The organism is Pseudomonas sp. LBUM1643 (assembly GCF_059716215.1).
Window position 1 is genome coordinate 6039041 of the sequence record NZ_CP166813.1, and the last position, 12634, is coordinate 6051674.

Sequence of the window (12634 nt, forward strand, 5' to 3'; positions counted from 1 at the left end):
GGGGTAAACGTCAGCGCAGCGGGGTTGTCACTGACTCGTGAGGGCCTGTGCCAGTGGCACAGGCCGGGCATCACTGATTATTTTTCGGGCTTTTGCCCATTATCCTGCTGATCCGAATTCTGCTTCGGCGGCCCGCTCTCGCTGCGAATTTGCGCATGGCTTAACAGCGCAAAGATGAAGCTGCCACCGATGATGTTGCCTGCCAGCGTCGGACCGGCGAACACCATCCAGAAATCTCCCCACGACAATTCACCCGCAAAAACCAGATAGGACACTTCGGCGGAACCGACGACGATGTGGGTGAAGTCCCCCAATGCCATCAAATAAGTGATGAGGATGATGATCCACATCTTGGCGCTTTCCATGGACGGGATCATCCAGACCATGGTGGCGATCATCCAGCCCGAGACGATGCCTTTGGCGAACATCTTGCTGGCATCGTTCTCCATGACCTTGCGGCCGATGTCGAGGAACGCCATGTCGGTCTTGGTATCGAAAATCGGCAGATGCAGCATCACGTAGGCGACCAGCAAGGTGCCGCACAGGTTGCCCACCAGCACCACGCTCCACAGGCGGATCAGCCGACCGAAATTGTTCAGCGTGGGCTTGGTCATGACCGGCAGCACGGCCGTGAGGGTGTTTTCGGTAAAGAGTTGCTGGCGGGCGAGGATCACCGCGAGGAAACCGGCGCAGTACCCGAAACTGGCGATCACCTTGAAGGCTTCGCCGTCCGGCAAGCGGGAATTGAGCAGCCCCATGGCCATCAGCGACAGGCCCATGGTCAACCCGGCAGCCAGGGCCGACCACCAGAGCGCGGCGACGCTACGCTCGAGCTCCTGATCACCTTGGGTTCGGATGATTTCGTGCAGCACCGCCGCGCGCGGGGGCTGGTTTTTGTCGACGTCGTGCTTCTCTTGAGCCGAGAGGTTCGGGGTCTTGCCGTCTTTTTGAGTGTCCATGAATTCCGGAACCGGTGGCGTGTCGTTTAAGTACGACATTCGCGGCTGGGATTCCGTTCTGTAGGTACTGCCGAAGGCTGCGATCTTTTTAAAAACAAAATCAAAAGATCGCAGCCTCCGGCAGCTCCTACAGGGCTCGCATTACTCGCTTAAGCCGTCATCCTTGAACTGGTCTTTGACGTACAGGATCTCGGTACGACCGTGAGGAGCGGGCAAGCCGTCTTCGCCGAGGTTGACGAACACCATCTTCTCTACCGTCAGGATGCTTTTGCGGGTGATCTTGTTGCGCACTTCGCAGGTCAGGGTGATCGAGGTGCGACCGAATTCGGTCGCGGTGATGCCCAGCTCGATGATGTCGCCCTGGCGCGAGGCGCTGACGAAGTTGATTTCGGAAATGTACTTGGTGACCACGCGCTGATTGCCCAGCTGGACGATGGCGTAGATAGCCGCTTCTTCGTCGATCCAGCGCAACAGGCTGCCGCCGAACAGCGTGCCGTTGGGGTTGAGGTCTTCTGGTTTTACCCATTTGCGGGTGTGGAAATTCATATTCACTCCTGACCGTCTTGCCGATTGATGCCGCACATCATGGCAGAGCCCGGGCTAGAGCTCTATTAAGCTTCGACTATGGTCGCGATTACCGTTCAGGCATTGACCTGCAGAAAGACTTTGGAAGATCAGCTTAGCCCGCTATAATCGCCACCGTTTCAAAACGGTCATCATCGATAGATACCGTTTTCCCGCCACCTGTCCGAGGGGCGCTGCAGCAGGTTCGACCTGTCAGGCTCGGATGGGGCGTTGCCCGGTCGTCATTGACCGGACACTAAACGCACAACGGCGCCCATTCGCATACATTACGAATGGAGGCTCATCATGAGCGCTGTCATCACGCCTGCAGATTTTAACGATTACAAAGTCGCCGACATGTCCCTGGCTGCCTGGGGTCGTCGCGAAACCATTATCGCCGAATCCGAAATGCCAGCCCTGATGGGTCTGCGCCGCAAGTACGCCGGTGAGCAACCGCTCAAAGGCGCGAAGATTCTCGGCTGCATCCACATGACCATTCAGACTGCCGTGCTGATCGAAACCCTGGTTGCCCTGGGTGCCGAAGTACGCTGGTCGTCCTGCAACATTTTCTCGACTCAGGATCAGGCCGCTGCCGCTATCGCCGCTGCCGGCATCGCTGTTTACGCCTGGAAAGGCGAGACCGAAGAAGAGTACGAGTGGTGCCTGGAGCAAACCATCCTTAAAGATGGCGCGCCTTGGGATGCCAACATGATCCTCGACGACGGCGGCGACCTGACCGAGCTGCTGCACAAGAAATACCCGGCGATCCTGGACCGCGTCCACGGCGTTACCGAAGAAACCACCACTGGCGTTCACCGCCTGCTGGACATGCTGGCCAAGGGCGAACTGAAAATCCCGGCCATCAACGTCAACGACTCGGTGACCAAGAGCAAGAACGACAACAAGTACGGCTGCCGTCACAGCCTGAACGACGCGATCAAGCGTGGCACCGACCACCTGCTGTCCGGCAAGCAAGCGCTGGTCATCGGTTACGGTGACGTGGGCAAGGGCTCGGCCCAGTCCCTGCGTCAGGAAGGCATGATCGTCAAAGTGTCCGAAGTCGATCCGATCTGCGCCATGCAAGCCTGCATGGACGGTTTCGAACTGGTTTCGCCATTCATCGACGGTATCAACAACGGTACTGAAGAAAGCATCGACAAAGCGTTGCTGGGCAAGATCGACCTGATCGTGACCACTACCGGCAACGTCAATGTTTGCGATTCGAACATGCTCAAAGCCCTGAAGAAGCGCGCCGTTGTCTGCAACATCGGTCACTTCGACAACGAAATCGACACGGCTTTCATGCGCAAGAACTGGGCATGGGAAGAAGTGAAGCCACAGGTACACAAGATCCACCGTACTGGTCCTGGCGCATTCGACGCTCAGAACGACGACTACCTGATCCTGCTGGCCGAAGGCCGTCTGGTTAACCTGGGCAACGCCACCGGCCACCCAAGCCGCATCATGGACGGTTCGTTCGCCAACCAGGTTCTGGCGCAGATCTTCCTGTTCGGCCAGAAATACGCCGACCTGTCGCCAGCCCAGAAAGCCGAGCGCCTGACTGTTGAAGTACTGCCGAAGAAACTCGACGAAGAAGTGGCCCTGGAAATGGTCCGCGGCTTCGGCGGCGTCGTGACTCAACTGACCAAGACCCAGGCCGACTACATCGGCGTGACCGTCGAAGGTCCGTTCAAGCCGCACGCTTACCGTTACTGATCGGTCCTGCTGCCTGCTCTCCCTAGGGGAGCGGGCTTTGTGGCGAGGGGATTTATCCCCGTTCGGCTGCGAAGCAGTCGCAAAACCAGTGCACGTGGTGTATTTGATACTGCGCTGCTGCAGTTTTGGGGCCGCTACGCGACCCAGCGGGGATAAATCCCCTCACCACAAAAGCTCGCTCTCACATTGGGATGTGCAAGCCTCACAGGCTTACGAGTTTCCAAGGATACGACCATGTCCCAAGACCGTCGCTACAGCTTCGAGTTCTTCCCTACGAAGACCGACGCTGGGCATGAAAAGCTGCTCGCCACTGCCCGTCAGCTGGCTACATACAACCCCGATTTCTTCTCCTGCACCTATGGCGCTGGCGGCTCGACCCGTGATCGCACCATCAACACCGTGTTGCAGCTGGAAAGTGAAGTCAAAGTCCCGGCCGCACCGCATCTGTCTTGCGTAGGCGACAGCAAGGATGATCTGCGCGGCCTGCTGACTCAGTACAAGGCTGCCGGCATCACGCGTATCGTCGCCCTGCGCGGTGATTTGCCGTCAGGCATGGGCATGGCCAGCGGTGAACTGCGCCACGCCAATGACCTGGTGGAATTCATTCGTGAAGAAACCGGCGATCATTTCCATATCGAAGTCGCCGCTTACCCGGAAATGCACCCGCAAGCGCGTAACTTCGAAGACGATCTCGCCAACTTCGTTCGCAAAGCAAATGCCGGCGCCGACAGCGCGATCACCCAGTACTTCTTCAACGCCGACAGCTACTTCTACTTCGTCGAGCGTGTACGAGCCCTGGGCGTGAACATCCCGATCGTGCCGGGCATCATGCCGATCACCAACTACAGCAAGCTCGCGCGCTTCTCCGATGCCTGCGGTGCGGAAATTCCGCGCTGGATCCGCAAGCAGCTGGAAGCCTACGGCGATGACACCAAGAGCATTCAAGGTTTCGGTGAGCAAGTGATTACCGAAATGTGCGAACGCCTGCTGCAAGGTGGCGCGCCAGGGTTGCACTTCTACACCTTGAACCAGGCTGAACCGAGCCTGGCGGTGTGGAACAACCTGAAGTTGCCGCGTTAATACACAGCACAGCAAGATCAAAAGATCGCAGCCTTCGGCAGCTCCTGCACGGTTTGTTTAACCTCTGTAGGACCTGTCAAAGGCTGCGATTTTTTGCTTTTAACGCCCTGTTTTTGTGCGCCAATACACGGAGTTAGAGCTTCTGCGGCCAGTTTCTGGCTCTTTCCGGTTTCTCGTCGTAATCTCAAGCCATGCCTTTGATCTCACAGTTGCTGACAGTGATTTTATTCACGTGCCTGAGCTTTACCGCTCGGGGCGAGAAACTGCGCATTGTCACCGAGCCCTGGGCACCTTACGTGTACGAGGAGAACGGTAAAAAGCTGGGGCTGGACTACGAAACCACCTCAATTGTCTTCAAGCGCCTGGGCATCGAAGTGGAATGGCAATTCCTGCCGTGGAAGCGCTGCCTGTCGATGCTCGAGCAGGGGCAGGCTGATGGGGCGCTGGATATTTTCCGCAGCGACGAGCGCGATGCGACCCTGCTCTACCCCAGCGAACCCCTCTCGCAAGTGCAATTCGTGATGTTCTACGCCAACGCCCGCCCTCACCCGTTCAGCACCCTCGACGGTTTGCGCGGGCTGAGCGTCGGCACCTCACCGGGCTATCTCTACAGCACGGATTTCAGCGAGTCGACGCTGTTCACACGGGAACCCGCGCCGAGCCACGAAGCCAACTTCGGCAAACTGGTACGGGGCAGGATCGACCTGCTGATCACCGACCGCCGAGTCGGCCAGCACCTGATCGACGAGTTGAACATCCGCGACGAGATCACCGAAAACCCGCTGATCATCAGCGAGCAAAGCCAGTACCTGGCGGTACGGCGCAACGCTGGTATGGACTTATTGGTGCAACGCTTCGGCGCCGAGCTCAAACGCTTCAAGCGGGAGCCCGCCTACGCGGAACTGAGCGCTCGATACGGCGCCGGACACGCCGCCAATGCCAACGCCGCCAGCGTCACCCGTGCCAGCGGAAAAACCGTTGAGCAGCAGGAAAGCAGCGCGCAGTGATTGCTCTGTTATACTCCGGCCTTCCCGCCAGGCTCACGCCCGGACGCTCGGACTTGTTCAAGGCATCTCGACCCCGCTACAGCGCAGCTTTTCAGCCCGCGCGAGCGCTCCAGACGAGCTTTCAAGGCCCAGCAGGACCGGACGGGGTTGCGTTCTTCTTAAACGCGATTCGCGCCAGGCAAGACTCCCATTGGGCCAAGCCCTAACTAAAACAGGATTACTCATGTCCTTTGCTTCCCTCGGTCTCTCCGAGGCTTTAGTCCGCGCCATCGAGGCAGCGGGCTATACCGAGCCTACTCCGGTGCAACAGCGGGCTATTCCCGCCGTGTTGCAAGGTCGCGACCTGATGGTTGCGGCTCAGACAGGTACTGGTAAAACCGGTGGCTTCGCCCTTCCGATCCTGGAGCGGTTGTTCCCTAATGGTCATCCGGACAAGTCCCAGCGTCATGGCCCGCGCCAACCGCGCGTACTGGTCCTGACCCCTACCCGTGAACTCGCCGCTCAAGTACACGAAAGCTTCAAGGTCTATGCCCGTGACCTGAAGTTCGTCAGCGCCTGCATCTTCGGCGGCGTCGGCATGAACCCACAGGTTCAGGCCATGTCCCGCGGTGTCGACGTGCTCGTCGCCTGCCCGGGCCGCCTGCTCGACCTCGCCGGCCAAGGTAGCGTCGATTTGTCCCACGTGGAAATCCTCGTGCTGGACGAAGCGGACCGCATGCTCGACATGGGCTTCGTCCATGACGTGAAGAAGGTCCTGGCTCGCTTGCCGAGCAAACGTCAGAACCTGCTGTTCTCGGCGACGTTCTCCAAAGACATCACCGACCTTGCCGGCAAGCTGCTGCATAACCCGGAACGCATCGAAGTCACGCCGCCGAACACCACGGTCGAGCGTATCGAACAGCGCGTGTTCCGTTTGCCTGCCAACCACAAGCGTTCGTTGCTGGCACACCTGATCACCGCTGGCGCCTGGGAACAGGTCCTGGTGTTCACCCGCACCAAGCACGGCGCCAACCGTCTGGCCGAGTACCTGGACAAGCACGGTCTTTCCGCCGTCGCGATCCACGGCAACAAGAGCCAGAATGCGCGTACCAAAGCATTGGCCGATTTCAAGGCCGGTGAAGTGCGCATCCTGGTTGCCACCGACATCGCCGCTCGCGGCCTCGACATCGACCAGTTGCCACACGTGGTCAACTTCGAGCTGCCGAACGTCGACGAAGATTACGTTCACCGTATCGGCCGTACTGGCCGTGCCGGTCGTTCGGGCGAGGCAATCTCGCTGGTTGCCCCGGACGAAGAAAAACTGCTGAAAAGCATCGAGCGCATGACCAAGCAGAAAATCGCCGACGGCGACCTGATGGGCTTCGATTCCAGCGCTGTGGAAGCTGAAAAACCTGAAGTCCGCGAGCGTCCGGATGTGCGTAACCCGCGCAACCCACGTGGCCCGCGCGGCGACGGTCCAAACGGCGGCGGCGGTGGCGGCGGTCGCAAGGACAAAGGCAAGGACAAGGGCGGCAAGGAAAAACCTGCTGCCACTGGCCGTGGCGATCGTCCGGCACGTGAGCACAAACCACGTGAAGGCACCCCGGCTCGCGAGCAACAACGCCCGGCTCCACGCGCGGCCTCTGCTGATCGCGCCCCGGACGAGTTCCTGGACGACGACATCGATAACTTCGGTAATCGTGTCGACTACGTTCCACAGGCCAAGCCAGCCCAGGGTCGCGGCCGTCGTCCAAGTGCTCCTGCACAGGGCACGACAGCAGGCGCAGGTGCCCCGCGCACCGGTGGCAAGCCGCAGGGTCGCCAAAGCGGTCCGCGCAGCAGCGATGGCGCCACCACCGGCACACCGCCAGCCAAGCGCAGCGGCCCACGCAGCGGTGCTCCACGTGACGGTCAGGCCCGTCGCGAAGAAGGCCGCAACCGTCGTCCCGCTCGTGATGACCAACCGCGTTCGGAACCTGCCGTGCAGAACCCGCGCGGTCCAGCGCCGAAGATCATTCACAAGGAGTCGAAAACTGATCGTTTCCCGACACCTGAACAGCTTGATCAATTGCCAGGCCGTCCTCGCGGCGAGAAACCGGCGTTGCTGACCCGCAACCGCTGATTTGACGCTGCAATAAAAAATGCCCCGGATCTCACGATCCGGGGCATTTTTTTGCCTTATCCAAACCCCGTGGGAGCAGAACCTCAACCCCTTGTAGGAGCTGTCGAGTGAAACGAGGCTGCGATCTTTTGATCTTGTTTTAAAGAAAAGATCAAAAGATCGCAGCCTCGTTTCACTCGACATCTCCGACAGATGCCGGGTTCTTCCGGGAGCCATAAAAAAACGCCCCCGATCGCGAGATCGAGGGCGTTTTTGTGTCAGCGGCGAATGTTATTTCGCTTTCACACCTTCAAACGAGATGTACAGCTCCACTGCATCGGACGCTGCGCCGAGGTCTTTCTGCTTACCGAAGTCCGAACGCTTGATGCTGGTGGTGCCTTCGAAGCCGGCACGGTAGCCGCCCCATGGATCTTTGCCTTCACCCAGGAAAGTGGCTTTGACCACGATCGGCTTGGTGACGCCAAGAATGGTCAGGTCGCCGGTCACGTCAGCAGTGTCTTTGCCAGCGGCGTTTTTGCCGGTGGGTTTGACGCTGGTAGAAACGAACTTGGCTTTGGACCCGTCCAGGAAGTCTTTGCTGGCGATGTGTTTGTCACGTTCTGCGTGGTTGGTGAATACGCTGGCAGTATTCACATTGAACTCGATCTTGCTGTCTTCAGGCTTGGCAGCATCGAAGCTGAACTTACCGTCGATATCCTTGAAGGTACCGGTAATGTAGCTGTAACCCAAGTGACTGATCTTGAAGTCAACGAAGGCGTGCTGGCCTTCTTTGTCGACAGTGTAGTCAGCCGCCATCACGTTAGCGGACAGCAGAGCAGAACCGATTGCCAGAGCGGCGAGAGTCTTTTTCAACATGCTTTCTATTCCTTTGGAGTCGAGGTTGAACTTCAAGCTTTGCGGCCCAGCATTCGCGTCAGGGTCGCATCACGGTCGATAAAGTGGTGTTTCAATGCTGCCAACGCATGGAGGCCGGAAAAAATTACCAGCACCCATGCCAGGTAGAAATGGATGACACCGGCGGTATCCGCCTGGTCCGGTAGCCCGGAAATCAGTGCAGGCATTTCGAACAAGCCAAACACCGGAATACCGACACCGTCTGCGGTGGAAATCAGGTAACCGGCAATCATCACAGCGAACAAGGCAAGGTAGAGAAACGAATGCCCGAACCTGGCGCCAAGGCGCGTCATTCGGCTATAGCTTTCCAATGTTGGTGGCGGCGGGCTGATAAAGCGCCACACCACCCTTACCAACATCACGGCAAACAACACCAGTCCAATGCTTTTGTGCAGATCCGGCGCGTCTTTGCGCCAGGTGCTGTAGTAGTCGAGACCGACCATCCACAAGCCCAACGCGAACAATCCAAAGACTGCCAGCGCTACACCCCAGTGCATGAAGACGCTGACCCAACCGTAGCGCGAGGAAGAATTACGTAGTTGCATTGCCCAAATCCTGTGAGAACTGCGACCAAGACTATCGAGTTATCTATCGAATTAAAGCGGAAAATTTCGCTTTGAAATATCGAGAAATACGATGAAGAGTCTGAAATAGCTTAGTTAAGGAAAGATTAAAGGCCAAAGTGTGGCGGGATGTTTAGTGGCGAGCAGGGAAATGGATGTCGACAGTGGTGCCGGATACCAATGGCAAACGCCCCCTGCAGGAGTGAGCCTGCTCGCGATAGCAATCCACCAGGCAAAAAAAAGCGCGGCCCTTAAGCCGCGCTTTTTTTCACCCCAGAGCCTTACTGCGCTTTGGTATCTGTCGCCGCCGGAGTCGTCGCAGCCGGCTTGGCTGCCGGCTTCTTCGCCGGTTCAGCCTTTTTCACCGGAGCCTTTTTAGCCTCTGTTTTTGCCACCGGCTTCTTCACCGGTGCCTTCGCAGGCGCCTTTTTAGCAGGCTCGGCTTTCACCGGTGCCGCAGGCTTTGGTGCTTCGACCGGAGCCGGTGCCGGGGTCGGCGCAGGCGTTGGTGCCGGCGCCACTGGAGCAACTGGCGCTGGAGCCTTGGCCGGCTCCGGCTTCTTTTCGTCATCCGAGCCGCCGAACAGGTTGGTGAAGAAGTTGCCCTTCTTCGCCGCCACAGCACCCGCCGCAACAGCGGCTGCTGCCGGGACAACCTTCTGCGGTTCAAACGATTTGCCAGCGGCCAGGTCTTCAACCTGACTCGCCGCGCGCTGACCGGTACGCAATGCGCCTTCAAGGGTGCCCGGGTACAGGGTGTCGGTGTGCTCGCCAGCGAACGCTACACGCTGCAGCGGACGCTCCCACAGGCGCCAGTACTTGCTGATCTGGCCGGGACCGAAGGCCAGGTAGGCGCCCCCCATCGAAGGGTCGGTGCTGTAGCGGCGGATTTCATAACCGGTGAACGAACCACGGGCCTGTGGATAAAACGCGTGCAGACGGATCAGTACCTGATCGACCATCTGCTTGTCGCCGAAAGCCTGCATCACGCGGGCGTTATCGCCGGACAGGTTGATCACCACGTTGGCGCCACCCTTCAGCGCTGGCTCAATCCACAGCATGCCCAGACCGGTATTGCTGTAGATCTCGCCGGACATGCGCGCCTTGGGTTCCCACACCGGCGTCTTGAATTTCAGCATGATCTGGTCGCGCCAGCCGTAGTTGGTGCCCTTGATCGCGCCCATGTGCTGGGCATCCAGCGACGGGATCATCGAAATCTTGGCCAGTGCGCGCAAGGGCACTGCCACGATCACGTAGTCAGCCTGATAGCCAACGCTACCGACCCTGACGGTCACGCCGTCCTTGTCCTGGGTAATGGACGAAACCGGGGAACTGGTCTTGATCGTTTTCAGCTGTTTGACGAATGCCTGGGCCAGCACCGGGCTACCGCCGAGCAGGCGCGATGCGCGCAAGTCACGGTCGGAAACACCCAGATAAACGCGGCTTTGCTGTGCGAAGTACAGCAGCGACAGACGCGAAGGTTCGTCATAACGAGTGCGAATTTGCTGGTTGATCAGCTGACGGGCCGTGGCAGGCAGCGTCAGGCGGTCGAGCCAGTTGGATACGTTGATCTGATCCAGTGCGTGCAGCGTGTTGTTCGCGGCCGGGTTCTGTGGATCTTCGATCGAGCGAGCCAGATCATCCACGGTCTTTTCGTAGCGCTTGAGCGCTTCGGCGGTGGTTGGATCTTTGGCGGTCAGATCAGCGGCGGTGTAATACACGCCGTCGATCAGATAGCTCGGCGTACGCACGAATTCCGGCGCTGGCGTGGTGCTCAGCTTGAAGTTCGACACGTACTTGTTCAATACCGGCTGAGTTTTGTCGTTACCGATCCACTCGCTGGTGGCCATGCCGGAACGCCCGCCCAGACTCGGCTTGGCTTCCAGCAGGGTCACCTGCCAACCCTTGTTTTGCAGCTCGTAAGCAGCCGTCAGGCCCGACAGGCCGCCGCCGATCACGATAGCCGTTTTATCCTTGGCCAGCGCAGACACGCTGAACAGCCCCAACATCACCAGCGCACAGGCGCGCAGCCAACCAGCAGACATTCAGAGAACTCCGGAAATACACAAGGAAACAGTTTTTTCGAGTCAGACGACTCAAGGAACGGCGAAGAATACGTCAGCCATCAAATGGCCGCCAGCGACGTCTATCGCCCCATACAAAGTAGCTCAATTGACACAATGGGTTGTTCCGATGCCGCGCATTGCATAGGCTTGCGCGATTGTATTTCCGCGCATGTCGCAGGAAGCCTCGAGGAGACTGAACATGGGCCTGAATAATCAGTGGATGCAGCGCGATCTAGCGGTTTTGTGGCATCCCTGCACCCAGATGAAAGACCACGAACAACTGCCGCTGATCCCGATCAAGCGCGGTGAAGGCGTGTGGCTTGAGGACTTCGAAGGTAAACGCTACCTCGACGCCGTCAGTTCCTGGTGGGTCAACGTGTTCGGCCATGCCAACCCACGGATCAATCAACGCATCAAGGATCAGGTTGATCAACTGGAGCACGTGATCCTCGCCGGTTTCAGCCATCAGCCAGTGATCGAGCTGTCCGAGCGCCTGGTGAAGATGACGCCGGAAGGCCTGACCCGATGCTTCTACGCCGATAATGGTTCGTCCTGCATCGAAGTTGCGCTGAAGATGAGCTTTCACTACTGGCTCAATCGCGGCCAGCCGAACAAGAAGCGCTTTGTCACCCTGACCAACAGCTACCACGGCGAAACCATGGCGGCGATGTCGGTGGGCGACGTGCCGCTGTTCACCGAAACCTACAAGGCGTTGTTGCTCGACACCATCAAAGTGCCAAGCCCTGATTGCTACCTGCGTCCGGAAGGCATGAGCTGGGAAGAGCACTCGCGCAACCTGTTTGTCGCCATGGAACAGACCCTCGCGGACAACCACGACACCGTCGCTGCCGTGATCGTCGAGCCTTTGATCCAGGGCGCTGGCGGCATGCGCATGTACCACCCGGTGTACCTCAAGCTGCTGCGGGAAGCCTGCGACCGTTATGGCGTGCACCTGATCCACGACGAAATCGCCGTCGGCTTTGGCCGCACAGGCACGATGTTCGCGTGTGAACAGGCCGGCATCCGTCCTGATTTCCTGTGCCTGTCCAAAGCCCTGACCGGCGGCTACCTGCCACTGGCCGCGTGCGTGACCACCGAAGACGTCTACAGTGCTTTCTACGACGACTACCCGACCCTGCGCGCGTTCCTGCATTCCCACAGCTACACCGGCAATCCCCTGGCATGCGCCGCGGCATTGGCGACGCTGGATATTTTCGAAGAAGACAACGTCATCGAAAACAACAAGGCGCTGGCGCAGCGCATGGCCTCCTCCACCGCGCATTTGGTCGATCACCCCAATGTCTCGGAAGTGCGCCAGACCGGCATGGTGCTGGCCATCGAGATGGTCAAGGACAAGGCCACCAAGGAAGCCTATCCATGGCAGGAACGTCGCGGTTTGAAGGTGTTCCAGCATGCCCTGGAGCGTGGCGCCCTGTTGCGTCCGTTGGGCAGCGTGGTGTATTTCCTGCCGCCGTATGTCATTACGCCAGAGCAGATCGACTTTCTGGCCGAAGTGGCCAGCGAAGGCATCGATATCGCAACGCGTGACAGCGTCAGCGTGTCGGTGCCGAAAGACTTCCATCCGGGTTTCCGTGATCCGGGCTGAAAATCACAGCCCCCCCTGTGGCGAGGGAGCTTGCTCCCGCTGGGCTGCGAAGCGCCCCCCTTCTCTATCTGAAAAGAA

10 protein-coding genes and 1 riboswitch are annotated in these 12634 nt (G+C 58.8%); of the genes, 5 read left to right on the forward strand and 5 right to left on the reverse strand.

Features of this window, described 5'->3' with window-relative positions:
* Window positions 1–77: 77 nt before the first annotated feature.
* The gene (locus ACA063_RS27305) at window positions 78–959 is read right to left on the reverse strand and encodes a formate/nitrite transporter family protein (RefSeq protein WP_497666594.1); all 882 of its coding nucleotides are present in this window, start codon (window positions 957–959) and stop codon (window positions 78–80) included.
* Window positions 960–1100: 141 nt separating this feature from the next.
* Window positions 1101–1505 carry an acyl-CoA thioesterase gene (locus ACA063_RS27310; protein ID WP_497664041.1) on the reverse strand — a complete coding sequence of 135 codons (405 nt, stop codon included), beginning with the start codon at window positions 1503–1505 and terminating at the stop codon, window positions 1101–1103.
* Between the two features lie 198 nt (window positions 1506–1703).
* Window positions 1704–1806, forward strand: a riboswitch (S-adenosyl-L-homocysteine riboswitch).
* 23 nt (window positions 1807–1829) lie between these two features.
* Between ACA063_RS27310 and ahcY the strand changes: the two genes are divergently transcribed.
* The 4 genes from ahcY to rhlE2 all read left to right on the forward strand — a co-directional run bounded on the left by ahcY (window position 1830) and on the right by rhlE2 (window position 7427).
* Window positions 1830–3239 carry an adenosylhomocysteinase gene (gene ahcY, locus ACA063_RS27315; RefSeq protein WP_162441071.1) on the forward strand — a complete coding sequence of 470 codons (1410 nt, stop codon included), beginning with the start codon at window positions 1830–1832 and terminating at the stop codon, window positions 3237–3239.
* Between the two features lie 234 nt (window positions 3240–3473).
* Window positions 3474–4319 carry a methylenetetrahydrofolate reductase [NAD(P)H] gene (gene metF, locus ACA063_RS27320; RefSeq protein WP_497664042.1) on the forward strand — a complete coding sequence of 282 codons (846 nt, stop codon included), beginning with the start codon at window positions 3474–3476 and terminating at the stop codon, window positions 4317–4319.
* A 191-nt stretch (window positions 4320–4510) separates the two neighbouring features.
* Complete coding sequence (locus tag ACA063_RS27325) at window positions 4511–5326, forward strand: substrate-binding periplasmic protein (protein ID WP_497664043.1); 816 nt, start codon at window positions 4511–4513, stop codon at window positions 5324–5326.
* A 223-nt stretch (window positions 5327–5549) separates the two neighbouring features.
* Window positions 5550–7427, forward strand: coding sequence for an RNA helicase RhlE2 (gene rhlE2 / locus ACA063_RS27330; protein WP_497664044.1), 1878 nt, complete (start codon window positions 5550–5552; stop codon window positions 7425–7427).
* A gap of 270 nt (window positions 7428–7697) precedes the next feature.
* Here rhlE2 and ACA063_RS27335 read toward each other — a convergent pair whose 3' ends face one another.
* The 3 genes from ACA063_RS27335 to ACA063_RS27345 all read right to left on the reverse strand — a co-directional run bounded on the left by ACA063_RS27335 (window position 7698) and on the right by ACA063_RS27345 (window position 10929).
* Window positions 7698–8282, reverse strand: a complete 585-nt coding sequence (locus tag ACA063_RS27335; RefSeq protein WP_497664045.1) for a YceI family protein — start codon at window positions 8280–8282, stop codon at window positions 7698–7700.
* 32 nt (window positions 8283–8314) lie between these two features.
* On the reverse strand, window positions 8315–8866 hold the full coding sequence (locus tag ACA063_RS27340; protein WP_497664046.1) for a cytochrome b: 552 nt from the start codon (window positions 8864–8866) through the stop codon (window positions 8315–8317).
* A gap of 299 nt (window positions 8867–9165) precedes the next feature.
* Complete coding sequence (locus ACA063_RS27345) at window positions 9166–10929, reverse strand: flavin monoamine oxidase family protein (protein ID WP_497664047.1); 1764 nt, start codon at window positions 10927–10929, stop codon at window positions 9166–9168.
* Window positions 10930–11149: 220 nt separating this feature from the next.
* Between ACA063_RS27345 and ACA063_RS27350 the strand changes: the two genes are divergently transcribed.
* Window positions 11150–12556, forward strand: coding sequence for an adenosylmethionine--8-amino-7-oxononanoate transaminase (locus ACA063_RS27350; RefSeq protein WP_497664048.1), 1407 nt, complete (start codon window positions 11150–11152; stop codon window positions 12554–12556).
* Window positions 12557–12634: the final 78 nt, after the last annotated feature.

Excerpts from the sequence above, each read along its gene's own strand:
- ACA063_RS27305 (WP_497666594.1), bottom strand. The coding sequence starts at position 959 with ATGGACACTCAAAAAGACGGCAAGACCCCGAACCTCTCGGCTCAAGAG.
- ACA063_RS27310 (WP_497664041.1), bottom strand. The coding sequence starts at position 1,505 with ATGAATTTCCACACCCGCAAATGGGTAAAACCAGAAGACCTCAACCCC.
- ahcY (WP_162441071.1), top strand. The coding sequence starts at position 1,830 with ATGAGCGCTGTCATCACGCCTGCAGATTTTAACGATTACAAAGTCGCC.
- metF (WP_497664042.1), top strand. The coding sequence starts at position 3,474 with ATGTCCCAAGACCGTCGCTACAGCTTCGAGTTCTTCCCTACGAAGACC.
- ACA063_RS27325 (WP_497664043.1), top strand. The coding sequence starts at position 4,511 with ATGCCTTTGATCTCACAGTTGCTGACAGTGATTTTATTCACGTGCCTG.
- rhlE2 (WP_497664044.1), top strand. The coding sequence starts at position 5,550 with ATGTCCTTTGCTTCCCTCGGTCTCTCCGAGGCTTTAGTCCGCGCCATC.
- ACA063_RS27335 (WP_497664045.1), bottom strand. The coding sequence starts at position 8,282 with ATGTTGAAAAAGACTCTCGCCGCTCTGGCAATCGGTTCTGCTCTGCTG.
- ACA063_RS27340 (WP_497664046.1), bottom strand. The coding sequence starts at position 8,866 with ATGCAACTACGTAATTCTTCCTCGCGCTACGGTTGGGTCAGCGTCTTC.
- ACA063_RS27345 (WP_497664047.1), bottom strand. The coding sequence starts at position 10,929 with ATGTCTGCTGGTTGGCTGCGCGCCTGTGCGCTGGTGATGTTGGGGCTG.
- ACA063_RS27350 (WP_497664048.1), top strand. The coding sequence starts at position 11,150 with ATGGGCCTGAATAATCAGTGGATGCAGCGCGATCTAGCGGTTTTGTGG.